The 23,930-nt window shown below is 65.2% G+C and carries 25 protein-coding genes; 9 read left to right on the top strand and 16 right to left on the bottom strand.

From position 1 onward, the window contains the following. Positions 1–8 precede the first annotated feature (8 nt). Entirely contained in the window at positions 9–503 is a 495-nt protein-coding gene (locus APT59_RS02990) for a YbhB/YbcL family Raf kinase inhibitor-like protein (protein WP_082696273.1), read from the top strand. Positions 504–520: 17 nt separating this feature from the next. On the opposite strand, the gene APT59_RS02995 is transcribed toward APT59_RS02990, so the two are convergent. Continuing rightward, entirely contained in the window at positions 521–1,324 is an 804-nt protein-coding gene (locus tag APT59_RS02995) for a hypothetical protein (protein ID WP_059313484.1), read from the bottom strand. A 133-nt stretch (positions 1,325–1,457) separates the two neighbouring features. Between APT59_RS02995 and pip the strand changes: the two genes are divergently transcribed. From pip to mdoH, 4 genes are all read left to right on the top strand, one after another. Next, on the top strand, positions 1,458–2,423 hold the full coding sequence (gene pip, locus APT59_RS03000) for a prolyl aminopeptidase (protein WP_059313485.1): 966 nt from the start codon (positions 1,458–1,460) through the stop codon (positions 2,421–2,423). After that, positions 2,420–2,857 carry a D-aminoacyl-tRNA deacylase gene (gene dtd, locus APT59_RS03005; RefSeq protein ID WP_059313486.1) on the top strand — a complete coding sequence of 146 codons (438 nt, stop codon included), beginning with the start codon at positions 2,420–2,422 and terminating at the stop codon, positions 2,855–2,857. The genes pip and dtd overlap by 4 nt, the downstream gene beginning before the upstream one ends. A 228-nt stretch (positions 2,858–3,085) precedes the next feature. Next, positions 3,086–4,591 (top strand): glucan biosynthesis protein G, encoded by a 1,506-nt coding sequence (locus APT59_RS03010; protein WP_313647509.1) that lies wholly within the window; start codon positions 3,086–3,088, stop codon positions 4,589–4,591. Next, entirely contained in the window at positions 4,584–7,181 is a 2,598-nt protein-coding gene (mdoH, locus tag APT59_RS03015) for a glucans biosynthesis glucosyltransferase MdoH (RefSeq protein ID WP_059313488.1), read from the top strand. The genes APT59_RS03010 and mdoH overlap by 8 nt, the downstream gene beginning before the upstream one ends. 70 nt (positions 7,182–7,251) lie before the next feature. Here mdoH and APT59_RS03020 read toward each other — a convergent pair whose 3' ends face one another. From APT59_RS03020 to ubiE, 9 genes are all read right to left on the bottom strand, one after another. After that, on the bottom strand, positions 7,252–7,962 hold the full coding sequence (locus APT59_RS03020) for a 16S rRNA (uracil(1498)-N(3))-methyltransferase (protein WP_059313489.1): 711 nt from the start codon (positions 7,960–7,962) through the stop codon (positions 7,252–7,254). Next, the gene (gene tatC / locus APT59_RS03025; RefSeq protein ID WP_059313490.1) at positions 7,959–8,756 is read right to left on the bottom strand and encodes a twin-arginine translocase subunit TatC; all 798 of its coding nucleotides are present in this window, start codon (positions 8,754–8,756) and stop codon (positions 7,959–7,961) included. The genes APT59_RS03020 and tatC overlap by 4 nt, the downstream gene beginning before the upstream one ends. Continuing rightward, on the bottom strand, positions 8,753–9,109 hold the full coding sequence (gene tatB / locus APT59_RS03030; RefSeq protein ID WP_059313491.1) for a Sec-independent protein translocase protein TatB: 357 nt from the start codon (positions 9,107–9,109) through the stop codon (positions 8,753–8,755). Before tatB ends, tatC begins: the two co-directional genes overlap by 4 nt. Before the next feature lie 9 nt (positions 9,110–9,118). Continuing rightward, the gene (locus APT59_RS03035) at positions 9,119–9,382 is read right to left on the bottom strand and encodes a twin-arginine translocase TatA/TatE family subunit (protein WP_059313492.1); all 264 of its coding nucleotides are present in this window, start codon (positions 9,380–9,382) and stop codon (positions 9,119–9,121) included. Positions 9,383–9,415: 33 nt separating this feature from the next. Beyond that, a complete protein-coding gene (locus APT59_RS03040; protein WP_059316817.1) occupies positions 9,416–9,742 on the bottom strand; it encodes a phosphoribosyl-ATP diphosphatase in 327 nt (108 codons plus the stop codon). Further along, positions 9,735–10,136 (bottom strand): phosphoribosyl-AMP cyclohydrolase, encoded by a 402-nt coding sequence (gene hisI, locus APT59_RS03045; RefSeq protein ID WP_059313493.1) that lies wholly within the window; start codon positions 10,134–10,136, stop codon positions 9,735–9,737. The genes APT59_RS03040 and hisI overlap by 8 nt, the downstream gene beginning before the upstream one ends. Before the next feature lie 135 nt (positions 10,137–10,271). Beyond that, positions 10,272–11,870: a ubiquinone biosynthesis regulatory protein kinase UbiB gene (ubiB, locus tag APT59_RS03050; RefSeq protein WP_059313494.1), complete on the bottom strand. Its 1,599-nt coding sequence runs from the start codon at positions 11,868–11,870 to the stop codon at positions 10,272–10,274. Continuing rightward, positions 11,867–12,502 (bottom strand): ubiquinone biosynthesis accessory factor UbiJ, encoded by a 636-nt coding sequence (locus APT59_RS03055; RefSeq protein WP_059313495.1) that lies wholly within the window; start codon positions 12,500–12,502, stop codon positions 11,867–11,869. Before APT59_RS03055 ends, ubiB begins: the two co-directional genes overlap by 4 nt. Then, entirely contained in the window at positions 12,502–13,272 is a 771-nt protein-coding gene (ubiE, locus tag APT59_RS03060) for a bifunctional demethylmenaquinone methyltransferase/2-methoxy-6-polyprenyl-1,4-benzoquinol methylase UbiE (RefSeq protein ID WP_059313496.1), read from the bottom strand. Before ubiE ends, APT59_RS03055 begins: the two co-directional genes overlap by 1 nt. Before the next feature lie 151 nt (positions 13,273–13,423). On the opposite strand from ubiE, the gene APT59_RS03065 reads away from it, so the two are divergent. Continuing rightward, on the top strand, positions 13,424–13,702 hold the full coding sequence (locus APT59_RS03065) for a polyhydroxyalkanoic acid system family protein (RefSeq protein WP_059313497.1): 279 nt from the start codon (positions 13,424–13,426) through the stop codon (positions 13,700–13,702). Between the two features lie 6 nt (positions 13,703–13,708). Here the strand turns inward: APT59_RS03065 and APT59_RS03070 are convergent, their stop codons facing one another. The 6 genes from APT59_RS03070 to APT59_RS03095 form a co-directional block, all read right to left on the bottom strand. Further along, positions 13,709–14,080: a gamma-butyrobetaine hydroxylase-like domain-containing protein gene (locus tag APT59_RS03070; protein WP_059313498.1), complete on the bottom strand. Its 372-nt coding sequence runs from the start codon at positions 14,078–14,080 to the stop codon at positions 13,709–13,711. A 228-nt stretch (positions 14,081–14,308) separates the two neighbouring features. After that, positions 14,309–15,658, bottom strand: coding sequence for an ATP-dependent protease ATPase subunit HslU (gene hslU / locus APT59_RS03075; RefSeq protein WP_059313499.1), 1,350 nt, complete (start codon positions 15,656–15,658; stop codon positions 14,309–14,311). A 19-nt stretch (positions 15,659–15,677) separates the two neighbouring features. Next, the gene (hslV, locus tag APT59_RS03080) at positions 15,678–16,211 is read right to left on the bottom strand and encodes an ATP-dependent protease subunit HslV (protein WP_059313500.1); all 534 of its coding nucleotides are present in this window, start codon (positions 16,209–16,211) and stop codon (positions 15,678–15,680) included. Between the two features lie 274 nt (positions 16,212–16,485). Next, positions 16,486–17,220 (bottom strand): SPOR domain-containing protein, encoded by a 735-nt coding sequence (locus tag APT59_RS03085; RefSeq protein ID WP_059313501.1) that lies wholly within the window; start codon positions 17,218–17,220, stop codon positions 16,486–16,488. Between the two features lie 15 nt (positions 17,221–17,235). Beyond that, on the bottom strand, positions 17,236–18,993 hold the full coding sequence (gene argS, locus APT59_RS03090) for an arginine--tRNA ligase (protein ID WP_059316818.1): 1,758 nt from the start codon (positions 18,991–18,993) through the stop codon (positions 17,236–17,238). A 96-nt stretch (positions 18,994–19,089) separates the two neighbouring features. Then, on the bottom strand, positions 19,090–21,303 hold the full coding sequence (locus tag APT59_RS03095) for a primosomal protein N' (RefSeq protein WP_059313502.1): 2,214 nt from the start codon (positions 21,301–21,303) through the stop codon (positions 19,090–19,092). A 157-nt stretch (positions 21,304–21,460) separates the two neighbouring features. Here APT59_RS03095 and rpmE point away from each other — a divergent pair, with 157 nt between their 5' ends. The 3 genes from rpmE (at position 21,461) to APT59_RS03110 (ending at position 23,884) form a co-directional block, all read left to right on the top strand. Beyond that, positions 21,461–21,676, top strand: coding sequence for a 50S ribosomal protein L31 (rpmE, locus tag APT59_RS03100; RefSeq protein ID WP_007161618.1), 216 nt, complete (start codon positions 21,461–21,463; stop codon positions 21,674–21,676). After that, complete coding sequence (locus tag APT59_RS03105; protein WP_059313503.1) at positions 21,676–22,503, top strand: thermonuclease family protein; 828 nt, start codon at positions 21,676–21,678, stop codon at positions 22,501–22,503. The genes rpmE and APT59_RS03105 overlap by 1 nt, the downstream gene beginning before the upstream one ends. A gap of 112 nt (positions 22,504–22,615) precedes the next feature. Beyond that, positions 22,616–23,884, top strand: coding sequence for a malic enzyme-like NAD(P)-binding protein (locus APT59_RS03110; protein ID WP_059313504.1), 1,269 nt, complete (start codon positions 22,616–22,618; stop codon positions 23,882–23,884). Positions 23,885–23,930: the final 46 nt, after the last annotated feature.

Raw genomic sequence — 23,930 nt, forward strand, 5'->3', positions numbered from 1 at the left:
ATCCGCTCGTGAAACTCTGGACCGACGCCTTTGCCGACAATGGTTTCATGCCCAAGCGCCACGAGTTCGACGTGGCCGACTTTGGCGCCCACGGCGAGAACATCTCGCCCGCCTTGCAGTGGTCCGATCTACCAGCCGATACCAAGAGCCTCGCGCTGACCGTCTATGATCCCGATGCCCCTACCGGTAGCGGTTTCTGGCACTGGGTCGTGGTCAACATCCCGGTCGGCACCCAGGGGCTGGCGGAAGACGCCGGTCGCGCCGATGGTTCGGGCCTGCCCGCAGGTGCGCTGCAACTGGTCAACGACTATGGCACCCGCGGCTTTGGTGGCGCCGCGCCGCCCAAGGGCGACAAGCCGCACCGCTACATCTTCCAGCTGCATGCGCTCAAGGTCGAGCAGCTACCGGTGCCGGCCGAGGCGACCAATGCCGTCGGGCGCTTCATGCTCCACCTCAACCAGTTGGCCTCGGCGACCTATACCGGTCTCTACGAGATCAAATAGGCCAGGCGACGGGCGAGCTACAGCTCGTCCGTCGACGCTGCCAGCCGAACACCGGCGGCGCGCATCTCGGCCAGGAAGGCCTTGCCCTGCGCCTCGAAACCGGGCACCGAATGGCTACAATCGGTCAGCAGCACGAGGTCCTGGCGCCGGTTCGTCGGCCAGAATTCCAGCAGGTCACGCAGGGTGCTGGCCACGCAGTGCGACAGGGCTTCGCCCGCCACCAGCAGCGTGCCAGCCGCCTGTAGTCGGGCGATCAGCCTGGCGTCCACGGCGGTACCCGGGTCGCTCGGATCCATCACCTCGGCGCGTAGCGCTGAATAGTGCTCGGTGTGCGGGTTGCCACCCTTGGCGATGAAATCCACCAGGCGACCCTGTGCTCGGCCCCAGGCATTGAGCGCCTGGTGAACATCCTCCTGCACCCCATGGCCCCAGCCGCCTACTAGGCAGTGTTCCGGCCAGATCACCAGTCGATAACGGCCCCCCGCTTCCAGCGCCCGCACATATGCCAGCCCGCGGGCGCGCTCGGCCGGATTCCGGGTCTGCCAGCGACCGCTGGCCACCTCGTCCGCGTCGATCTGGGTAAAGGGTGCCGGTGGTTGCCCGTTGGCATCCTGCCACCCATGCGGATGAGCGATGTGCAGCGGCTGGTGGGAATCCAGGGTCACATGCACCCCGGTGAGCCGGGGTCCAAGACGCTCGATCAGGGCGGCGACGCGTTGCAGTCCGGTCACGGCGCCAGGCACCGGCAGGGCGGCGCCCGGCAGGTCGCAGAAGTCGTTCTGCGGATCGATCAGCAACAACTGCAGCGTGGACTCGGACATGCGGGGGCTCCTTGGGCGACAGGCCGATGATGGTGCGGCCAGGTGCGGATGCGAGGCAAGCCCGAGCAGCGTGGAAACCAGGTAAGGTGCAGGTCTATGATGAAGAAGCCGACCCTGCCCTGCGGAGCGCGACATGCTGAATCTGTACCCGGAAATCAAGCCCTATGCCCGCCACGAGCTGGCCGTCGAAGCGCCCCATGTACTCTACGCCGATGAGAGCGGCTCGCCCGACGGCCTGCCGGTGCTGTTCCTCCATGGCGGGCCTGGTTCCGGCTGCGATCGCCTGAGTCGGCGCTTCTTCGATCCCAACCTCTATCGCATCGTCACCTTCGACCAGCGCGGCTGTGGTCGCTCCACGCCCTATGCCAGCCTGGAAAACAACACCATCTGGCACCTGGTCGAGGATATCGAGCGACTGCGTGAGCATCTGGGCATCGAGCAATGGGTGCTGTTCGGCGGCTCCTGGGGGTCGACCCTGGCCCTGGCCTATGCCCAGCGACATCCCGAGCGCGTGCGGGCGCTGATCTTGCGCGGCATCTTTCTCGCGCGGCCGGTGGATTTGCAGTGGTTCTACCAGGAAGGCGCGAGCCGGCTGTTCCCCGACTTCTGGCAGGACTATCTGCACCCCATCGCCGAGGAAGAGCGTGGCAACCTCATCCAGGCCTACTATCGACGCCTGACCGGGCCGGACGAACTGGCGCAGATGTCCGCGGCGCGCGCCTGGTCCTGCTGGGAAGGGCGCACCGTGACCCTGAGGCCCAATCCCGACGTGCTGGAAAAATTCAGCGAGCATGCCCTGGCCATCGCCCGCATCGAATGCCACTACTTCGTCAACGACGCCTTCCTCGAGCCCGACCAGTTGCTGCGCGACATGCCGCGTATCGCCCATATCCCAGCGGTGATCGTTCATGGCCGCTACGACATGGTCTGTCCCCTGGACAATGCCTGGGCCCTGCACCATGCCTGGCCCGGCAGCGAGTTGCAGATCATCCGTGATGCCGGCCATGCGGCGAGCGAGCCTGGCATCTGTGACGCCCTGGTACGGGCGACCGATCAGATCGCCCGCCAGTTGCTCGATCTGCCCCAGGAGGCCGAGTGAAGGCGCTGCTGCAACGGGTCACTCGCGCCAGCGTGGAAGTGGAGGGGGATACGATAGGCGCCATAGGCCCGGGCCTGCTGGTGTTCGTCGGTATCGAGCCCGAGGATGACGAGGCGGCCTGTGGCCGGATGCTCAAGCGGTTGTTGGAGTATCGGGTGTTCGCCGACAGTGAGCAGCGCATGAATCTGTCCCTGCAGGATGTGGCGGGCGGTCTGTTGCTGGTCTCCCAGTTCACCCTGGCCGCCGACACCCGCAGCGGGCGACGGCCGAGCTTTTCCACTGCCGCCCCACCCGCCCAGGGCGAGCAGCTGTTCAACCACTTAGTGGCTCTCGCTCTCGATCTGCATCCCGCGGTGCAGACCGGTCGGTTCGGCGCCGACATGCAGGTTTCCCTGGTCAACGATGGACCAGTGACATTTTTATTGTCGATTTAGTGAGGGCGCCCCTTACAGCGCCCTGCCAAGTGTCTATGATTGCGCAGTTCGAGTTTGAACGGTCGTCCAACTGGGGAATCATTGGCCCCTGAGGGAGTCGGACCACTGCTTATCCGTTTCGCGACCACCTGTTGCCAAACGTATTCGTACGCTGATTTAGGAGGCTGCGTGTTATCTCATTCCAAAGTTAAACCGGGCAAACAGGGCTTCGCCCTTGTCGGGCTCTCCATCGCACTGGGCCTGTTCAGTGCCCAGGCCCTGGCCTTCAGCCTGGACGACGTGGCTGCCAAGGCCAAAGAGCTCTCCGGCCAGAAGTTCGTCGCGCCCAAGAGCAACCTGCCCGCATCCTTCAGCGGCATGAAGTATGCCGATTATCAGCAGATCACCTTCAATCAGGACAAGGCCTACTGGAAGGACGCCAAGACGCCCTTCCGCCTCAACTTCTATCACGAGGGCATGCACTACAGCGTGCCGGTGAAGATCAACGAGGTCACCGCCAACAACGTCGAAGAGATCAAATACGATCCCTCGATGTTCAACTTTGGCAACCTGCAGATCGACCAGGCCCAACTCAAGGATCTCGGCTTCGCCGGTTTCAAGGTGCTCTATCCGCTGAACAAGGCGGACAAGCATGACGAGCTGATGACCATGCTCGGTGCCAGCTATTTCCGCGTGATCGGCAAGAACCAGGTCTATGGCCTGTCTGCCCGCGGTCTGGCCATCGACACGGCGTTGCCGTCCGGCGAGGAATTTCCCCGCTTCACCGAATTCTGGGTCGAACAACCCCAGTCGGATCGCCGCAACCTGGTGATCTATGCCCTGCTCGATTCGCCCCGGGCCACCGGTGCCTATCGCTTCGTGCTGACGCCTGGCAAGGACAGCACCGTCGACGTAGAAGCCAAGGTGTTCCTGCGCGACAACGTCAACAAGCTCGGCATCGCTCCGCTGACCAGCATGTACCTGTTCGGCCCCAACCAGCCGAGCGCCCAGGTCAACTACCGGCCCGCTCTGCACGACTCCAACGGCCTGGCCATCCATGCCGGCAATGGCGAGTGGCTGTGGCGCCCGCTGAACAACCCGCGTCGCCTGTCGGTCAGCACCTACACCATCGAGAATCCGCGCGGTTTCGGCTTGCTGCAACGCGGCCACGAGTTCTACAAGTACCAGGATCTGGACGAGCGTTACGACAAGCGCCCGAGCGGCTGGGTCGAGCCCAAGGGCGACTGGGGCAAGGGTCACGTCGAACTGGTGGAAATCCCCACGCCGGACGAGACCAACGACAACATCGTGGCTTTCTGGACGCCGGATACGCTGCCTGAGAAGGGGCAGCCGATCGACGTCAGCTATCGCCTGCACTTCACCACCGACGAACCCAACCTGCACACCAAGGACCTGGCCTGGGTCTCCCAGACCCGCCTGTCCACCGGCGACGTGCGCCAGTCCAACCTGGTTCGTCAGACCGATGGCAGCCTGGCCTACGTTATCGACTTCGAAGGTCCGAACCTCGATGATCTGCCCGAGGATTCGCAGGTCGGCTCCCAGGTCAGCCTGGATGCCAACGGTGAGCTGGTCGAGAACTCTGTGCGCTACAACCCGGTTACCAAAGGCTATCGCCTGACCTTGAGACTCAAGGTCAAGGATCAAACCAAGCCGGTGGAAATGCGCGCCAACCTCGCCCAGGGTGACAAACCGCTCAGCGAAACCTGGACTTACCAGCTACCTGCCAATGAATAACACCACCCGCGATACCTCGGTCGCCGCTGCTGGCGACTACCTCGAACACCTGCCGTTGCCCTCCGGGCAGCGGCAGGCGCTGGACCAGACGGCCGACGTCGAGTCGCTGCACCGGCAACTGGCTGGTGCCCGCGGCGAGGGCGCCCAAGGCGCCGATGCGGTGATCGCTTCCACCGAAGCGCGCCTCGCCGCCGGTTGGGACGACACCCTGGAAGACGGCGAACTGCTGGGCAGCGATGCTCAGGGCCGGGTTTTCATCAAGGCCACCCCGCCCATGACCCGGTCCATGATGGTGCCCGATCCCTGGCGCACCAACCCCGTAACCCGGAGCTGGAAGCGTCTGCTCGGCCGCAAGGACCACAGCCGCTGGCAGCCCGATCCCGAGGCCGATGCCCACGCGCATTGGCGCAAGGTAGGTTCCTTCCGCCGCTTCATCCTGTTGATCCTGATGCTGGCGCAGACCGGCATCGCGACCTGGTACATGAAGGCGGTGCTGCCCTATCAGGGCTGGGCGCTGGTCGATCTTGGCGAGGTCTATCAACAGGGCTGGGGCGAATCCGTCCGCCAAGTCCTGCCCTATGTGGTGCAGACCAGCATCCTGCTGCTCTTCGCCCTGCTGTTCTGCTGGGTCTCCGCTGGTTTCTGGACCGCCCTGATGGGCTTCTGGCAGCTGCTCAGCGGTCGTGACAAGTACAGCATCTCCGCCAGCTCCACCGGGACCGAGCCGATCGATCCGCAGTCGCGTACCGCCCTGGTGATGCCCATCGCCAACGAGGACGTGCCGCGGGTCTTCGCCGGTCTGCGAGCGACCTACGAGTCGGTCCGTGCCAGTGGCGAGCTGGAGCACTTCGACTTCTTCATCCTCAGCGACAGCAACGATCCGGACAAATGCGTGGCCGAAGAGAAGGCCTGGCTGGAGCTGTGCCGTGAAGTCGGTGGCTTCGGTCATATCTTCTATCGCCGCCGTCGGCGTCGGGTGAAGCGCAAGAGCGGCAACATCGACGACTTCTGCCGTCGCTGGGGCAGCCAGTACAAGTACATGGTAGTGCTCGACGCCGACAGCGTGATGAGCGGCGAATGCCTGTCCAGTCTGGTCCGGCTGATGGAGGCCAATCCCCGTGCCGGCATCATCCAGACCGCGCCCAAGGCGTCCGGCATGGATACCCTGTACGCGCGTCTGCAACAGTTCGCCACCCGGGTGTATGGTCCGCTGTTCACCGCCGGTCTGCACTTCTGGCAGCTGGGTGAATCCCACTACTGGGGCCACAACGCCATTATCCGGGTCAAGCCGTTCATCGATCACTGCGCCCTGGCTCCCTTGCCAGGCACGGGCTCGTTCGCCGGTGCCATCCTGTCCCACGACTTCGTCGAAGCGGCGCTGATGCGGCGTTCCGGCTGGGGCGTGTGGATCGCCTACGACCTGCCAGGCAGCTACGAAGAACTGCCGCCCAACCTGCTGGACGAGCTCAAGCGCGACCGCCGCTGGTGCCATGGCAACCTGATGAACTTCCGGCTGTTCCTGGTCAAGGGCATGCACCCGGTGCACCGTGCGGTGTTCCTGACCGGGGTGATGTCCTACCTGTCGGCGCCGCTGTGGTTCCTCTTCCTGGTGCTGTCCACGGCCCTGCTGGCGATCCACAAGCTGCTGGAGCCCCAGTACTTCTTCCAGCCACGGCAGCTGTTCCCGGTCTGGCCCCAGTGGCACCCGGAGCAGGCCATCGCGCTGTTCTCCACCACCCTGATCCTGCTGTTCCTGCCCAAGCTGCTCAGTGTGGTGCTGATCATCGCCAAGGGCGCCAAGGAATTCGGCGGAGGTCTGCGGCTGTTCCTCTCCATGATGCTGGAGATGCTCTTCTCGGTGCTGCTGGCACCGGTGCGGATGCTGTTCCACACGGTGTTCGTGACCGCCGCCTTCCTCGGCTGGTCGGTGCAGTGGAATTCGCCCCAGCGTGACGACAACGACACGCCCTGGAGCGAAGCCTTCCGCCGTCATGGTTCGCAGATGCTGCTCGGCCTGATCTGGACCGCCGGCGTGGCCTGGCTCGACCCGCGCTTCCTCTGGTGGCTGTCGCCCATCGTGGTGTCGCTGATCCTCTCGGCTCCGGTATCGGTGATTTCCAGCCGTACCAACCTGGGTCTGGGCAGTCGCCGGCATCATCTGTTCCTGATCCCGGAAGAATACGCACCGCCGCGCGAGCTGGTAGCTACCGACGAGTACCTGCACCTGAACAACCGCAACGCCCTGACCAAGGGCTTCCTGCGCGCCACTGTCGATCCGGTGCTCAATGCCCTGGCCATCGGCATGGCCCGCGGTCGCCACGGCAAGGTGGTGGAGCCGGCCCGCCGGCTGCGCGAAGAGCGGGTTGCGCGAGTGTTGGCCGCCGGTCCCGAGAAGACCAAGGGCGACGACCAGTGGCGTCTGCTCAGCGATCCGGACGGCATGGCGCAACTGCACCTGCAGGTCTGGAAAGCCGAAGAGCACCGCAATTGGCGGGACGCCTACGCCACCCTGCGGCCGCGCTCCCACAGCGATTCGGCGGCGGATGCCGCGGCCAGTCCTGCCAGCCTGACCCCGCGGCCTGCCTCCTGAGGAGGCGCTCCGCGCATGAAAAAGCCCCGGTGTCGCAAGACGCCGGGGCTTTTTCTTGTCCGTGATCGAGCTAGAACAGGCGGGCGAGCAGGGCGGGTACGGCGTTCTCGACGCGCAGGATGCGCTCACCGAGCTGTACGGGCGCCAGGCCGGCCTCCTGCAACTTCTCCACCTCGTAGGGTATCCAGCCACCCTCAGGGCCGATCGCCAGCGTCACGGGCTCGTCGAGGGCACGAGGGCAGGCGGGATAGCTGCCCGGATGGCCGACCAGGCCGCGGGTGCCGGCTGCCAGTGCGGGCAGGCGATCCTCGACGAAGGGCTTGAATCTCTTTTCGATCAGTACCTCCGGCAGCACCGTGTCCCGCGCCTGCTCCAGCCCGAGGCGCAATTGCTCCTCGATGGCCCGGGGTTCCAGGAACGGGGTCTGCCAGAAGCTCTTTTCCACCCGATAGCTGTTGAGCAGCACCAGGCGCGCGACGCCCATGGCGGATACGGTCTGCAGCACCCGGCGCAGCATCTTGGGGCGGGGCAGGGCGAGCAGCAGGGTGAGCGGCAGCTTGGCCGGTGGTGATTGGTCGAGGGTGACGTTGAGACAGGCCTGGCCGGCATCGAGGGACTCGATCTGGCCGGACCCCATCAGGCCATTCAGCAGGCCGACGCGCATTTGATCGCCCGCGGCCGCCTGGTGGACCTCGCGCAGATGGGCGAGACGGCGCGGATCGCGCAGCACGACCCGGTCAGCGGCCGTGAAGTCGGCCGCTTCGAGCAGGATCAGATTCACGGGCGTTCGGCGGGCGGCTGGGCTTCGGGACTGGCGTCGTCATCGTCGACCGGGCGCTCGCGCTTCTGCACGAAGCGGCCGAACAGCAGGCCGATCTCGAACAGCAGCCACATGGGCACGGCCAGCATGGTCTGGGAGAAGACATCCGGTGGCGTCAGGATCATGCCGACCACGAAGCAGCCGATGATGACGTAGGGGCGGATCTTCTTCAGGTAGGTCACGTCGACCACGCCGATCCAGATCAGCAGCACGGTGGCCACGGGAATCTCGAAGGCCACGCCAAAGGCGAAGAACAGCGTCAGGATGAAATCCAGATAGGCGTTCAGGTCCGGCATCATCATGGCGCCTTCCGGCGTGATGCTGCTGAAGAAGTGGAAGATGATCGGGAACACCAGGAAGTAGGCGAAGGCCATGCCGGCGTAGAACAGCACGATGCTGGAGATCAGCAGCGGGATGGCGACTTTCTTTTCATGGCGATACAACCCGGGTGCCACGAACCCCCAGACCTGATGCAGGATCACCGGCATGGCGATGAACAGCGACACCACCAGGGTCAGCTTGAAGGGCGCAAGAAAGGGCGAGGTGACGTCCGTGGATATCATGGTCGCGCCTTCGGGCAGCACGCGGCGGATCGGCTCGGAAGCGAAGGCGTAGATCTTCTGGGCGAAGTAGAACAGCCCGAGAAAGATCAGAAAGGTCGCCAGTACGCATCTCAGGATGCGCGTACGCAGTTCGGTCAGGTGCGAGACCAGGGGCATTTCCTGGTCATCATGTTCGGAAGGCTTGTCGCTCATGGTGCTCTTGGCGGCGTCTGGGGCGGATCCTGCGGGCGTTCGGCAACCACGTCCTGGGGCATGGGCGGGGCAGCGGCGGTAGGCGGCATCTGGGCTTCTGGGGCGGAAGCGGCAGGTTTGGGCCGGTTGTCGCGCTGTTCCATGGACAGGATATGCTCGTTGCGCAGCTGCTGGCGAATTTCGTCAGCGCCGATCTCGCGCTCCACTTCCTGGCGGATGCTGTTGAAGCTGCGCCGCAGCCGACCGATCCACAAGCCTGCGGTGCGCGCCGCGCCTGGCAGGCGCTCCGGACCCAATACCAGTAGGGCGACGAACCCTACCAGCATCATTTCGGGAAAGCTGATTCCGAACATGAGAGGGCCTTAGTCCTTGCGCACCACCGGTTCTTCGACCTTGCGGTGCTCGGCGTCGAAGGTCTGGGGACGGCTCAGGGGGGCGTTCGGATTGGCCGTGCCGGTGGTCGACGGCTGCTCGGCCTTGTCGTCCTCGTCGGTATGCATGGCCTTGCGGAAGCCCTTGATGGCCTCGCCCACATCGGAGCCGAGGTGCTTCAGGCGTTTGGTGCCAAAGACGATCACCACGACGAGCAGGATGACGATCCAGTGTTTCCAGTCGAAGATACCCATGGTTTTTCCTCGTTGCGAAGCTTGGGGTCAGGATTAAGTGCGGGCGGCCTTTTCGGCATGCCCGGAGAGTCCGAAGCGGCGGTCCAGTTCGTCCAGCACGGCCTGGGGATGCTGGCCGAGGGCCGAAAGCATGATCAGGCTGTGGAACCAGAGGTCGGCGGTCTCGTAGATGACGTCGTCGTACTGCTGGCTGATGGCGGCGTCCTTGGCGGCGAGAATGGTCTCGACGCTTTCTTCGCCCACCTTTTCCAGGATCTTGTTCAGGCCCTTGTGGTAGAGACTGGCCACATAGGAGGAGTCCGGGGCGGCCTGCTTGCGTTCTTCCAGCACCTGCGCCAGGCGTGCGAGGGTGTCAGTCATGGCCGTGGCCTCCGGCATAGATGGCGCTGGGATCCTTGCGGACTGGGTCGACAGTCTCCCACTGGTCATCGCTCAGTACCCGATAGAAGCAGCTTTCCCGGCCGGTGTGGCAGGCGATGCCGCCCAGTTGCTCCACCTGCAGCACTACCACGTCGGCGTCGCAATCCAGGCGCAGTTCCAGGACCCGCTGCACGTGGCCGGATTCCTCGCCCTTGCGCCATAGGCGGTTGCGCGAGCGCGACCAGTAGACCGCGCGGCCTTCGGCGGCGGTCAGGGCCAGGGATTCGCGGTTCATCCAAGCCATCATCAGGATACGCCCCGTGGCGGGGTCCTGGGCAATGGCCGGTACCAGGCCGTCGCTGTTCCAGTGGATCTCGTCTAACCAGTCGCTCATCGGTCTGTTCAGTACTTCGAATTTAGGGTACCAGCCTCGCACAAGACGCAACGTGAATACAGCGGCAGGGCACCAGTGGCTGAGGGCGTGTATTTCGCCCGATAAAAGTGACAGGACGGTTACAGCTTAAGGAGTTCAGCGCCTGATCACCAGAACCAGGCCGCCGACCAGCATGGCCCAGGCCGGCCAGGCATGGGGCTGGGGTTCGAGCCCCAGCTGGGCTGCGCCGACCAGCATGACCGCGCCTATCACTCGGACGATCCAGTCGTCGCGGCGGCCTCCCCAGGGATTGGGCGGATCCTTGCGATGCGGCTGGGTGATGCGTTCCAGGGTATCGCGAGCCATCTGCGCCAGATGAGGAATCTGTTCCAGTTGCTGCTGAATGTTGCGGGCGACCTGCGGCGGGCTGAGCCGCTTGCGCATCCACTTTTCCAGATAGGGCTTGGCGGTGGACCAGAGATCCAGGTCCGGATAGAGCTGGCGACCCAGGCCTTCGATGTTCAGCAGAGTCTTCTGCAAGAGCACCAGTTGCGGCTGGATCTCCATGTTGAAGCGCCGCGCTACCTGGAACAGCCGCAGCAGCAGCTGGCCGAAGGAGATGTCCTTGAGCGGCTTCTCGAAGATGGGCTCGCAGACGGTGCGGATGGCCCCTTCCAGCTCGTTGACCTGGGTGTTGGCAGGCACCCAGCCAGAGTCGATGTGCAACTGGGCGACCTTGCGGTAGTCGCGCTGGAAGAAGGCCCAGAGGTTGCGCGCCAGGTAGTCCTGGTCTTCGGGGGTCAGGCTGCCGATGATGCCGCAGTCCACGGCGATGTAGAGCGGATCCCAGGGCTTGGCGGTGCTGACGAAGATGTTGCCCGGGTGCATGTCGGCGTGAAAGAAGCTGTCACGAAACACCTGGGTGAAGAAGATTTCCACGCCGCGCTCGGCCAGCAGCTTGAAGTCGGTGCCCTGGTCGCGCAGGGCCGCCAGATCGGTCACCGGGATGCCGTAGATGCGCTCCATGACCAGTACCCGCTCGCGGCACCAGTCCCAGTACACCTGGGGCACATAGAGGCGCTCGGAACCTTCGAAGTTGCGTCTCAGCTGGCTGGAGTTGGCTGCTTCGCGCAAGAGGTCCAGCTCGTCGTAGATGGTCTTCTCGTAGTCGCTGACCACCTCCATCGGGTGCAGGCGACGCGCCTCCGCGGAGAGCTTTTCAGCGGTGCGGGCCAGCAGGAACAACCAGGCGATGTCCTGGCTGATGATGCCTTTGAGACCCGGCCGTACCACCTTGACCACCACTTCTTCGCCGGTGCGCAGCTGGGCGGCATGGACCTGGGCTACCGAGGCCGAGGCTAGCGGCTGGTGATCGAAGCGGGCGAAGGCCTGCTTGATGGGCATCCCGAGCTGGGCTTCGATGAGCGCCACGGCCTTTTCGGGCGGGAAGGGCGGTACCTTGTCCTGCAGGAACATCAGTTCGTCGGCGATATCCTCGGGCATGAGGTCGCGACGGGTGGAGAGGATCTGGCCGAACTTGATGAAGACCGGCCCCAGGCCTTCCAGCGCCAGGCGCAGCCGGGCACCGCGCGGCAGCGTCTTGCTCGGCCGCGGCAGCCAGCGCCAGGGCAGCACGTAGCGGGTAGCGCGCAGGTACCAGGGCAGCGGCAGGGCGTAGACGATGTCGTCCAGCCGATAGCGGATGATGACGAAGAGGATCCGCAACAGGCGGTTGAGGGCAGCGAACAGCTTCATTCGTCGGGGTTATCCCTGGCGTTGCGGGCGGCGCCCAGGCGGGCAATACGGGCGTCGAGACGGTCCACGTCCAGGCGTAGGGCATCGATCTCGGCGAAGCGGGCCTCGCCTTCGAGGCGCCCGACCAGTTGGCGGCTCTCCTCGTTCAGCCAGTTGGACAGCGTCATTTGCAAGCTGTCCCGGCTCTGTTCGCCAAGCACCTGCCCGCGACGGGCGAGATCGCCCAGCAGTGCGGCCGGAAGGGGGCCAAGCCAGCGACCGACCTCGTGCTGCCAGTCCAGCTCCAGCTTCTGCAGGATGTCGGCCAGTTCGATCAGCAGGGTGCTGTCGCCTTCCAGGCGGACGTCCGGCTGGTGCAGGACCCGCTGCTTGTCACGGGCCAGGGCCAGCTCGGCCAGACGCGTAGCCGGGGCTTTGAGGGTGCAGTCGATGTCCCCCTCGTGATGGGCGGCGAAGTGCAGGCCGTCACCCGCTGGCAGGATGTAGAGGCGCAGCGCGGGTTGCCGGGTCTGCACGGCGATCACCCGGCCGGTCAGGGCCGCCAGGCGTGGCAGCGCCACCGGATCGAGCGCCAGCAGTGGATTCAGGCCGCGTTCCAGCGCGGCCAGCAACGCCTGGGTGACGAGGGCCATCAGGGCTTGATGCCGCGATGCAGGGCGACCACGCCGCCGGTCATGTTGTGGTAGGAGACCCGGGCGAAACCGGTCTCTTCCATCATGGCCTTGAGGGTCTGCTGGTCGGGATGCATGCGGATGGATTCGGCCAGGTAGCGGTAGCTCTCGGCATCGCCGGCCACCAGCTTGCCCATCAGCGGCAGGAAGCCGAAGGAATAGGCGTCATAGGCCTTGGACACCAGCGGGTTGGTGGGTTTGGAGAATTCCAGCACCAGCAGCCGGCCACCGGGCTTGAGCACGCGCAGCATGGACGCCAGGGCCTGATCCTTGTGGGTGACGTTGCGCAGGCCGAAGGCGATGGTGATGCAATCGAAATGGTTGTCGGGGAAGGGCAGCTTCTCGGCATCCGCCTGGACGAAACGCACATTGCTGGCGACGCCCTGGTCGAGCAGGCGATCGCGACCGACCCGGAGCATGGAGTCGTTGATGTCGGCGAGGACCACCTCGCCGGTGGGGCCGACCAGGCGGGCGAACTGCTTGGTCAGGTCGCCGGTACCCCCGGCGATGTCCAGCACCCGATTGCCGCGCCGCACGCCGGAGAGCTCGATGGTGAATCTCTTCCACAGCCGGTGGATGCCCGCCGACATCACGTCGTTCATCACATCGTACTTGGCGGCGACCGAGTGGAAGACTTCCGCGACCTTGTAAGCCTTCTGGCTCTCCGGAACGCTCTGGTAGCCGAAGTGGGTCTGGGATTCGGCCTCGGGGCCTTTGCGCGGATCGCTCATGGGGCTACACCTGGGACAGGGACAAGAGGGCATTCTAGCAGGCCGATCACCCGACTTGCCTGGCTAAAACCGGGGCTGACCGCTCGGTTCTCACGATTGGCGACGTGGCGGGCCCTCGCTATAGTCATGGCCCTTTATCCGGAGTTCCCCGATGTCCCAGATCACCATCGAACGCAGCCATTCGCTTGGCTTGGAAGGCGTTCGCCAGAAGGCCGATCAACTGGCCGAAAAACTCACGCGCGACTATGGGGTGGCCTGCGCCTGGGAGGGCGATACCCTGAGATTCACGCGCAGTGGCGTGGATGGGCGGATCGAGGTGGCGGAAGATAAGGTGCGGGTGCTGGCGACCCTGGGGATGATGTTCTCGATGCTCAGCGGCCAGATCGAGAAGGAGATCGAGCGCAAGTTGGACAAGGCCCTGGCAGCCTAGTCCGGGCTAAAGCATCAGCTTGACCGCACTGACATGCGGGTCCCGCGTCTTGCCGGCGCGGGCCAGCTGCTCCAGGTAGTCGGCCCAGAGTTCGTCACGGCGACTGCCCAGTTCGTAGAGATAGTCCCAGCTGAACAGACCGCTGTCGTGGCCATCGTCGAAGGTCAGCTTGACGGCGTAGCGCCCCGCTGCTTCCACGGCGGTGATGCCGACCTGCTGCTTGCCGAACTGCAGTACCGGATTGCCGTGTCCCTGCACCTCGGCCGAGGGCGAATGCACCCGCAGGAATTCGGCGGGCAGCTCGAAGGTTTCCGCGCCGTAGCTGACGCTGAGGGTCTTTGAGGCCTTGTGGAGCTGGATGGCGGTGGGGATACGCATGCTGAGGTTCTCTGGACGGCGATTCAGTCTTTGCTTGAGGCCAACGTGGCCCTGGCGGTCCGTCGATGTGGCCGCTTCTACCGGTCGCCGTAGGTTGGGCTGAGCACAGCGAAGCCCAACATGGGCGCAGGGTGCAGGCAATGTTGGGCTTCGACTATAGAGCTGTCTCAACCCAACCTACGGTCTATTGCGGCCATGGCCGCGATAGACCAGGCATCAGGCCTACCATCACAGTATATAGCGCGACAGGTCTTCGTCCTGGGCCAGTTCGCCCAGATGGCCGTTCACATAGGCCGCGTCGATGACGATGGGCTCGCCATTCTGCTGGCCAGCCAGGTCGGCGGCGCTGAAGGACACCTCTTCCAGCAGGCGCTCCAGCAGGGTATGCAGGCGACGAGCCCCGATGTTCTCGGTCTTCTCGTTGACCTGCCAGGCGATCTCGGCGATGCGGGTGATGCCATCGGCGGCGAATTCCACGTGCAGCCCCTCGGTTTTGAGCAGTTCGCGATACTGCTCGGTGAGGGAGGCGTGCGGCTCAGTGAGGATCCGCTCGAAATCCTGCGGGGTCAGCGCCTTGAGCTCGACGCGAATCGGCAGGCGACCCTGCAGCTCCGGTACCAGGTCGCTGGGCTTGGACAGGTGGAAGGCGCCCGAGGCGATGAACAGGATGTGGTCGGTCTTGACCATGCCCAGCTTGGTGTTGACGGTGCAGCCCTCGATCAGCGGCAGCAGGTCACGCTGCACCCCCTCGCGGGAAACATCGGCACCGCTGGTGTTGCCACGCTTGGCGACCTTGTCGATCTCATCGATGAAGACGATGCCGTGCTGCTCGACGGCTTCCAGGGCGCGGCCCTTGAGTTCTTCCTCGTTGACCAGGCGGGCGGCTTCTTCGTCGCGCACCAGCTTGAGCGCTTCCTTGACCTTGAGCTTGCGCTGCTTGGTCTTGCCCTTGTGCATGCCGGCGAAGAGATTCTGCAGCTGGCTGGTCATCTCCTCCATGCCGGGCGGGGTCATGATCTCGACGCCGGCCGGCGTGTCAGCCACCTCGATGTCGATTTCCTTGTCGTCCAGCTGGCCTTCGCGCAGACGCTTGCGGAACAGCTGACGAGTGTTGCTATCGGTGGCGGTCGGCTGGGGTTCGTTGCTGAAGCCCACCGAAGGACGCGCCGGCGGCAGCAGGGCATCGAGGATGCGCTCTTCGGCAGCGTCTTCGGCGCGATGGCGGTTAAGCACCATCTCCTGTTCGCGCAGCATCTTCACGGCGGCGTCGGCGAGATCACGGATGATGGACTCGACGTCGCGGCCGACATAGCCGACCTCGGTGAACTTGGTCGCTTCTACCTTGAGGAAGGGCGCATTGGCCAGCTTGGCCAGGCGCCGGGCGATCTCGGTCTTGCCCACGCCGGTCGGGCCTATCATCAGGATGTTCTTGGGCGTGACCTCGGGGCGCAGCTCGGCGGGCAGCTGCATGCGCCGCCAGCGGTTGCGCAGGGCGATGGCCACGGCGCGCTTGGCGTCGTCCTGGCCGATGATATGGCGGTTGAGTTCGTGGACGATTTCGCGGGGGGTCATGGACATGGGCAGTCTCTAAACCGGATCACGCCTGAGGCGCGTCCAGCTCCTCGATGGTCAGGTTGCGGTTGGTGAACACGCAGATGTCACCGGCGATATTCAGGGAGGTCTCGGCGATCTCGCGGGCACTGAGGTCGGTGTGCAGGAGCAGGGCGCGGGCGGCGGCCTGGGCATAGGCACCCCCGGAACCCATGGCGATCAGGCCCTCCTCGGGTTCCACCACGTCGCCGTTGCCGGTGATGATCAGGGAAGCGTCCTTGTTGGCGACCGCCAGCATGGCTTCCAGGCGGCGTAGGGCACGGTCGGTGCGCCAGTCCTTGGCCAGCTCGACGGCGGCACGGACCAGATGGCCCTGATGCTTTTCGAGTTGCGCCTCGAAGCGCTCGAAGAGGGTGAAGGCGTCGGCGGTACCGCCGGCGAAACCGGCCAGCACCTCGCCCCGGTACAGCCGGCGGACTTTCTTGGCATTGCCTTTCATGACGGTGTTGCCCAGGGAAACCTGGCCGTCGCCGCCGATCACGACCTTGCCGTTGCGGCGTACAGAAACGATGGTGGTCAAGGGAATCTCTCCGCGTTGCTTGGGCCGTCGGCCCCGGTTACGCGGAGATATGGGGATGGCCGCGGCGCCCTTCAAGCGTCGCGGCGAGGGGATTCGGCAGGTGAGCGTCTGTTCACGGCCTCGCGAGCTAGAACCAAACAAGGCGAAAACGCTCGAGGAAGCGCAGTTTGCGCGTGGTAAATGAGCATTCCGGCTGGACCGCCTAGGTGGGGCTGGCGATCCAGAGGGTTTTCAACGCCGTTTGGCCGGCACGCAGCACGCCGTGGGCAGACTCCTAGTGACCGCGGCGTTGCTGCAGCAACAGATTCTTGAAGCCGCTGCCGGCGAGCTGCTTCTGTGCCTGGGTCAGTTGGTCACGATCGCTATAGGGACCGACCAGCACCCGATACCAGGTGTCGTCCTTGACCTTGCCCGATTCCACGCGCACGTCCTGGCCGAGCATGATGATCTGGGCGCGGACCCGGTCGGCATCGGCCTGGGTGCGGAAGGAACCGGCCTGGAGGAAGAACAGGGTCACTGGCGGCTGGGCCTTGGTGGTCGCTTCCTTGGGTGGCGTCGCAGCGGGCTGGCCCGGAGCGGTACCTGGCGTGGTCGGGGTCGCGGTGGTCGGCTGGCCGGGCTGCGCCGGCGTCGCCGCGGCATCCGGCTTGGCCGGGGGGGTCGGCTTGGCGGCCGGCGTGCGTGGCACGGCGTCCGGCGGCACGATCACCTCGGATTCGGGTAGCAGGGTATAGAAATCGTACTTGGGCTTGATCGGCGTAGGCGGCGTGCCTTCGGTCTTGCCGGCAGCGGTCGACTTGCCATTGCCCGCCGTGGCGGCCGGGCGACCTTCCTCCGGCTTGGCGCGCTGCACCGACTTGTTACCCGGTTCGAGCTTCATCAGGAATACGACGAAGGCGCCGATGGCCAGACCCGACGCGAGCCAGACCCAGCCGGGCAGGGGCTGTTTCTTGGGAGCCGAGGTGTTGCGACTGGCGCCGCGCTTGGGTGGGGCTTTCTTGGCCATCAGGCGGTGATCCGTCTCTTACATGCGTTCCAGGGTGTGCAGGCCGAGCAGTTCCAGACCCTGCTTGAGGGTGCGCCCGGTGAGGGCGGCCAGCCGCAGGCGGCTCTGGCGCAGCTCAGGGTCCTCGGCGGTCAGGATCGGGCAATTCTCGTAGAAGCTGGAGAACAGGCCGGCCAGGTCATAGAGGTAGCTGCACAGCAGGTGCGGGGTGCCCTTGTCGGCAACGCTGGCGAGGATTTCGCCGAATTGCGCCAGGCGACCACCCAGGTCCTGCTCCTGCGGGGCGTCCAGGCGGATGCTACCGGCGGGTTCGCTCTGCTCGGCCTTGCGCAGCACGCTGGCGACCCGGGTGTAGGCGTACAGCAGATAGGGCGCGGTGTTGCCCTCGAAGCTGAGCATCTGCTCGAAGTTGAAGCTGTAGTCGCTGGTACGGTGCTTGGACAGGTCGGCGTACTTGACCGAGGCGATACCCACCACGCGGCCGATGTGGCGCAGTTCGTCTTCGCTGAAGGGGGCCTCGCCGCGCTCGGCGCGACCGGCATTGCGGTCCTTGACCAGCTGATAGGCGCGCTCCTCGGCTTCGTCGAGCAGGTCCACCAGCTTGACGGTGCCGCCGTCGCGGGTCTTGAAGGGGCGGCCATCGGCGCCGTTCATGGTGCCGAAGCCCATGTGTTCGAGTTGCATGGCCGGATCGACGAAGCCGGCGCGGCGCGCCACCTCGAAGGCCATCTGGAAGTGCAGGGCCTGGCGCTGGTCGACGAAGTAGAGCGCGCGGTCGGCGTGCAGCTGGCGGCTGCGGTAGCGCATGGCGGCGAGGTCGGTGGTGGAATAGAGATAGCCGCCACCGGCCTTCTGCACGATCACCGGCAGGGGGTTGCCCTCGGCGTTCTTGAATTCATCGAGGAAGACGCAACGGGCGCCATCGCTCTCGGTGAGCAGGCCGGCGGCGTCCAGATCGGCGACCACCTGGGCCAGGTCGTCGTTGTAGGCGCTCTCGCCTTTGACGTCGGCCGGAGTCAGCTTGACGTTGAGGCGGTCATAGACCTCCTGGCAGTGGGACAGGGAGACGGCGTTGAATCGCTCCCAGAGGCGCAGGCAATGGGCATCGCCCGCCTGCAGCGCCACCACCAGTTCGCGAGCACGGGCGGCGAACTCCGGCGAGGCGTCGAAGCGGCCCTTGGCCGCGCGGTAGAACACCTCAAGATCCGCCAGCTCGCCCTCGGCGGCCTGGGGTTGTTCTTCCATGTAGGCCAGCAGCATGCCGAACTGGGTACCCCAGTCACCCACGTGGTTCTGGCGGATCACCTCGTCGCCGAGGAACTCCAGCACCCGCGCCACGGCATCGCCGATGATGGTGGAGCGCAGGTGACCGACGTGCATCTCCTTGGCCAGGTTCGGCGAGGACAGGTCCACCACCACCCGCTGGCGCGGGCCGCCCTTGTGCACGCCCAGCTGCGGATCGGCAAAGGCCGCATCCAGCCGCGCGGCTAGTTGCGCGTGGTTCTGAAAGAAGTTGAGGAAGCCGGGGCCGGCGATCTCCACCTTGCTTACCGCCGGGTCGGCGGGGAGGGCGGCCAGCAGCTTCTCGGCCAGTTCGCGTGGCTTGGCGCGGGCCGGCTTGGCCAGCAGCAGGGCGACGTTGCTGGCGAAGTCGCCGTGGCTCTTGTCCTTGGTGTTCTCGACCTGGATGGCCGGCGCCACGTCGGCCGGCAGGGTGCCGTCGACGATCAGGCGGTCGAGGGCGTGCTGGATGAGCTGGCGGATGCTGTCTTTCATGGTCATTGGCCTTCGGCGTGCGCCGAGCGCGCACTGCGATGAAAACCCGGCATTATCCGTGGCAAGCCCGGCCTTGCCAATGGTAAGCCAGTGCCACTAGAACAGATCGATGGGATCGACGTCCAGGGACCAGCGCACCTGGCGCGCTTCCGGCAGGCTTTCCAGTTGGGCCACCCAGATGCCCAGCAACCGGTGCAGGGGCGCGCGACTGCTGCTCTGCAGCAGCAACTGGGCCCTATGGCGACCGGCACGGCGTTCCATCGGCGCCGGTACCGGGCCGAGCAACTCCACCTGGGGCAATGCGAGATTGACCGCCAGGCCTTCCGCGACGTGATAGGCCGCCTCCAGGAAATTTTCCACCTGATCCTGGCGATGGGCATCGGCGCGCAGCAGTGCCAGATAGGCGAAGGGCGGCAGACCCGCGGCGCGGCGCTCCTGCAAGGCCTGGCGGGCGAAGGCTGGATAGCCTTCCTCGGCCAGCTGCACCATCAGCGGGTGATCGGCCAGGTGGGTCTGGATCAGTACCTGCCCGGGCTCCTCGGCGCGGCCCGCACGTCCGGCCACCTGGACGATCTGCTGCGCCATGCGCTCACTGGCGCGGAAGTCGGCGGAAAACAGCCCGCTGTCGGCATCGAGCACGGCCACCAGGGTCACCTTGGGGAAGTGGTGGCCCTTGGCGAGCATTTGGGTGCCGACCAGGATGCAGGGCACCCCGCTATGAATGGTGCGCAAGAGCTTGCCCAGGGCGTCCTTGCGCGCGGTGGTGTCGCGGTCGATGCGCAGCACCGGGATGTCCGGAAACAGCAGCTGCAGGCGTTCCTCGGCGCGCTCGGTGCCGGCCCCCACCGGACGCAGGTCGAGCTTGCCGCAGGAAGGGCAATGACGCGGCGGCGCCTGGCGGTGATCACAGTGATGACAGCGCAGCTCACCGGAGCCGCGGTGGTAGGTCATGCGCGCATCGCAGCGCGGGCACTGGGCCAGCCAACCGCAGTCGTGGCAGAGCAGGGTAGGGGCGAAACCACGCCGATTGAGGAACACCAGCACCTGCTGCCCGTGCTCCAGGGTCGCGCCCATGGCCTTGAGCAATGGCTGGGACAAACCGCTATCCAGCGGGCGACTGCGCACGTCAAGGCGCTCGAAGCGTGGCGGCTGGGCGCCGCCGGCGCGCAGCGACAGGCGCAGATGGGCGTAGCGTCCTTGGTCGGCGTTGTGCAGACTCTCCAGCGAAGGGGTGGCCGAGCCCAGCACCACCGGCAGATTCTCGAAGCGTGCGCGGACGACCGCTAGGTCACGGGCGTGGTATCTCAGGCCTTCCTGCTGTTTATAGGAGGCATCGTGTTCTTCGTCGACGATGATCAGCCCGGGGTGCTTGAGCGGGGTGAACAGCGCCGAGCGGGTGCCCACCACGATATCCAGTTCGCCGTCGCGGGCGGCCAGCCAGATGTCCATGCGCTCGCGATCGGTCAGCGCCGAGTGCAGCAGGGCGATGCGGGCATTGAAGCGTTGCTCGAAGCGGCCCAGGGTCTGGGGGCCCAGGTTGATCTCGGGGATCAGCAGCAGCGCCTGGCGTCCCGCTTCCAGGGTGGCCCGGATCAGCTGCAGATAGACCTCGGTCTTGCCGCTGCCGGTCACCCCCTCCAACAGATAGCAATGGAAGCCGCTGCCGCTGCGGATCGCTTCGTAGGCCAGCCGCTGCTCGCTGTTGAGCGGCAATTCGGCCTGGGCGAGCCAGGAGCCCTGGTGCCGGGTCGGCTGGTGATAGCGGGTCTCCACCTGGACCAGGCCCTTGGCCTGCAGGAGATCGAGACTGTCCTTGACCAGGCCGAGCTGGCCGAGCAACTCGTGCAGCACGCCATGGGGGTGCTGGCGCAAGGTCTTGAGCGCCTCGCGCTGGCGCGGTGCCCGGGCCAGGCGCGGGTCTTCCGGGCGGGCGTCGGGCTGGGCGATCCAAAAGCGCTGTAGCCGGCGCTCTGCCGGCTCCCCCTGACGCAAAAGGGCAGGAAGTGCCCAGCTCAGAGTGTCGCCGAGGCTGTGCTGATAGTACTGGGCGGACCACTGGCAGAGTTCGAACAGCGCGCTCGGCAGCGGCGGGCGCTCGTCGAGCAGTTGCAGGGCCTTGCGCAGTTTGTCCGGCGGTACCTCGGTTTCCTGGGCGACCTCGATCAGTACCCCGACCACTTCGCGCCGGCCGAACGGCACCCGCAGTCGTACGCCCGGCCGCAACTGTTCCTCGGCCGCCCCCTTGGGCGGCAGGTAGTCGAACAGGCGGCGCAGTGGGGAAGGCAGCGCCAGGCGCAGGATCAGGGGCACGGCAAGGCTCGCAGGCGTAAAGCCCGATGGTAGCAGACAGGCGGTGTGGGGGTTGCTTGCACGTCCTATCCGCTCTGGTATGATTCGCAGCCCAAATCTGTGCGGTATCCGGCAATGGCGCCGGGTGGCGGCACAGCTAGACCCCGAGGATAGTTCCATGAAAGCTGATATTCATCCGCAGTACGATGCTATCGAAGCCACCTGCAGCTGCGGTAACGTCATCAAGACCCGCTCGACCCTGAGCAAGAACATTCACCTGGACGTCTGCTCCGAATGCCACCCGTTCTATACCGGCAAGCAGAAGGTCCTGGACGCTGGCGGTCGTATCGATCGCTTCAAGCAGCGCTTCGGCGTGTTTGGCAGCAGCAAGTAATGCGCTGCCGTCGACCATCTCCGTATGGCTCGACACTGAAAAAGGCGTCCCTCTGGGGCGCCTTTTTTATTGGTGCTCTCGTTGGCGCACCACTGGTTCTAGGGGCGGAGTGCCCGCTGCTGCCTGGTGGGCAGGAGGTCACGGTGCGCCAGGTGGTGGACGGCGATACCCTGCGCCTGGCCGATGGCCGCGCGGTGCGCCTGATCGGCGTCAATGCTCCGGAGCTGGGCAAGTCCGGCGGTACTCCCCAGCCCTATGCCGAAACCGCGCGCCGTCGCCTGCAGGAACTGGTCGCGGCCAGCGACGAGCGCCTGCGCCTGGTGCCGGGCAGCGAAGAAACCGACCACTATGGCCGTACCCTGGCGCACCTCTATGATCGCCAGGACAGCAACCTGGAAGCCCGGCTGATTGCCGAGGGGCTCGGTTACGCGGTGGCCATCGCCCCCAATACCCGGCTGGCCGCCTGTCAGGCCGCCGCGGAACGCCAGGCGCGCCGGGCGCGATTGGGCATCTGGAAACAGGATCCGACCATCGCCGCCACCCGCGTCGAAGAAGGGGGCTTCGCCGTAGTGCAGGGGCGCCTGCGGGAGGTCGAGCGCAACCGCGGCGGACTCTGGCTGCAGTTGGAAGGAGACCTGGTGGTCAATGTCCCCGATCGCTTCGTAGACGCCTTCGACGAGGTGCCGCTGCAGCAATGGATAGGTCGTGACCTCGAGGTGAGGGGCTGGATTTCCGACCGCAATCGCCGCAGGGAACCTGGCCGGGCGCGTTGGCAGATGACCCTGAACGACCCGCACATGCTGGGTTTGCGGGTTGAATCGTTTTAGCCGAAAGTCGTATTGCGATTGATTTCAGGCATATGGCCGATTGCTTGTGGCACCTTGAGTCTTTGCGTATTCTCGCCCGACCCAAGACCCACACCACGCGGATATACCAATAATGTCTGATCTCAAAACCGCCGCCCTCGAATACCACGCCCAGCCGCGCCCCGGCAAACTCAGCGTCGAGCTGACCAAGCCCACCGCTACCGCCCGTGACCTGTCCCTGGCCTACAGCCCCGGCGTCGCCGAGCCGGTCCGCGAGATCGGTCGCGATCCCGAACTGGCCTACCGTTACACCGGCAAGGGCAACCTGGTTGCCGTGATCTCTGACGGTACCGCCATCCTCGGCCTGGGCAACCTCGGTCCGCTGGCCTCCAAGCCGGTGATGGAAGGTAAGGGCGTGCTGTTCAAGCGCTTCGCCGGTGTGGATGTTTTCGACATCGAGGTGGACGCGGAGAGCCCCCAGGCCTTCATCGACACCGTCAAGCGCATCTCCATCACCTTTGGTGGCATCAACCTGGAAGACATCAAGGCGCCCGAGTGCTTCGAGATCGAGCGCGCCCTGATCGAGCAGTGCGACATCCCGGTCTTCCACGATGACCAGCACGGTACTGCCATCGTGACCGCCGCGGGCATGCTCAACGCCCTGGAAATCGCCGGCAAGCGCCTGGAAGATGCCAAGATCGTTTGCCTGGGCGCCGGTGCTGCCGCCATCTCCTGCATGCGTCTGCTGGTGAGCATGGGCGCCAAGGTCGAGAACATCTACATGATCGACCGTCAGGGCGTGGTCCACAGTGGCCGCAACGACCTGAACCAGTACAAGTCGGCCTTCGCCACCGAAACCAGCAAGCGCACCCTGGACGACGCCCTCGAAGGGGCCGACGTCTTCGTGGGTCTGTCCGGTCCGAATCTGCTGTCGGCCGAAGGCCTCAAGCGCATGGCGGCCAACCCCATCGTCTTCGCCTGTTCCAACCCGGATCCGGAAATCACCCCCGAGCTGGCCCACGCCACGCGCGATGACGTGATTATGGCGACCGGCCGTTCCGACTACCCGAACCAGGTCAACAACGTCCTGGGCTTCCCCTTCATCTTCCGTGGTGCCCTGGACGTCCGCGCCCGCGTCATCAACGAAGAGATGAAGATCGCCGCCGCCCTGGCCCTGCGCGACCTGGCCAAGCTGCCGGTGCCCAAGGAAGTGTGCGAGGCCTACAACGTCGAGAGCCTGAGCTTTGGTCGCGAGTACATCATTCCCAAGCCCATGGATGCGCGCCTGATCACCCTGGTATCCGATGCCGTGGCCAAGGCCGCCATCGAGACCGGCGTGGCCACGCTGCCCTATCCGGCGAACTACCCGCTGAAGTCGGTGGACGACGTCTTCGCCAAGTAAGTCTTGGCGCAATAAAAAACCCCGCCAAGGCGGGGTTTTTTATTGG

The organism is Pseudomonas oryzihabitans, assembly GCF_001518815.1.
In the GTDB taxonomy this organism is placed as follows: domain Bacteria; phylum Pseudomonadota; class Gammaproteobacteria; order Pseudomonadales; family Pseudomonadaceae; genus Chryseomonas; species Chryseomonas oryzihabitans_E.

Excerpts from the sequence above, each read along its gene's own strand:
- hslU (WP_059313499.1), bottom strand. The coding sequence starts at position 15,658 with ATGTCCATGACCCCCCGCGAAATCGTCCACGAACTCAACCGCCATATC.
- APT59_RS03070 (WP_059313498.1), bottom strand. The coding sequence starts at position 14,080 with ATGCGTATCCCCACCGCCATCCAGCTCCACAAGGCCTCAAAGACCCTC.
- pip (WP_059313485.1), top strand. The coding sequence starts at position 1,458 with ATGCTGAATCTGTACCCGGAAATCAAGCCCTATGCCCGCCACGAGCTG.
- rpmE (WP_007161618.1), top strand. The coding sequence starts at position 21,461 with ATGAAAGCTGATATTCATCCGCAGTACGATGCTATCGAAGCCACCTGC.
- APT59_RS03105 (WP_059313503.1), top strand. The coding sequence starts at position 21,676 with ATGCGCTGCCGTCGACCATCTCCGTATGGCTCGACACTGAAAAAGGCG.
- tatC (WP_059313490.1), bottom strand. The coding sequence starts at position 8,756 with ATGAGCGACAAGCCTTCCGAACATGATGACCAGGAAATGCCCCTGGTC.
- APT59_RS03065 (WP_059313497.1), top strand. The coding sequence starts at position 13,424 with ATGTCCCAGATCACCATCGAACGCAGCCATTCGCTTGGCTTGGAAGGC.
- argS (WP_059316818.1), bottom strand. The coding sequence starts at position 18,993 with ATGAAAGACAGCATCCGCCAGCTCATCCAGCACGCCCTCGACCGCCTG.
- APT59_RS03040 (WP_059316817.1), bottom strand. The coding sequence starts at position 9,742 with ATGACTGACACCCTCGCACGCCTGGCGCAGGTGCTGGAAGAACGCAAG.
- hisI (WP_059313493.1), bottom strand. The coding sequence starts at position 10,136 with ATGAGCGACTGGTTAGACGAGATCCACTGGAACAGCGACGGCCTGGTA.
- tatB (WP_059313491.1), bottom strand. The coding sequence starts at position 9,109 with ATGTTCGGAATCAGCTTTCCCGAAATGATGCTGGTAGGGTTCGTCGCC.
- APT59_RS03110 (WP_059313504.1), top strand. The coding sequence starts at position 22,616 with ATGTCTGATCTCAAAACCGCCGCCCTCGAATACCACGCCCAGCCGCGC.
- APT59_RS02995 (WP_059313484.1), bottom strand. The coding sequence starts at position 1,324 with ATGTCCGAGTCCACGCTGCAGTTGTTGCTGATCGATCCGCAGAACGAC.
- ubiB (WP_059313494.1), bottom strand. The coding sequence starts at position 11,870 with ATGAAGCTGTTCGCTGCCCTCAACCGCCTGTTGCGGATCCTCTTCGTC.
- mdoH (WP_059313488.1), top strand. The coding sequence starts at position 4,584 with ATGAATAACACCACCCGCGATACCTCGGTCGCCGCTGCTGGCGACTAC.
- ubiE (WP_059313496.1), bottom strand. The coding sequence starts at position 13,272 with ATGAGCGATCCGCGCAAAGGCCCCGAGGCCGAATCCCAGACCCACTTC.
- APT59_RS03055 (WP_059313495.1), bottom strand. The coding sequence starts at position 12,502 with ATGGCCCTCGTCACCCAGGCGTTGCTGGCCGCGCTGGAACGCGGCCTG.
- APT59_RS03035 (WP_059313492.1), bottom strand. The coding sequence starts at position 9,382 with ATGGGTATCTTCGACTGGAAACACTGGATCGTCATCCTGCTCGTCGTG.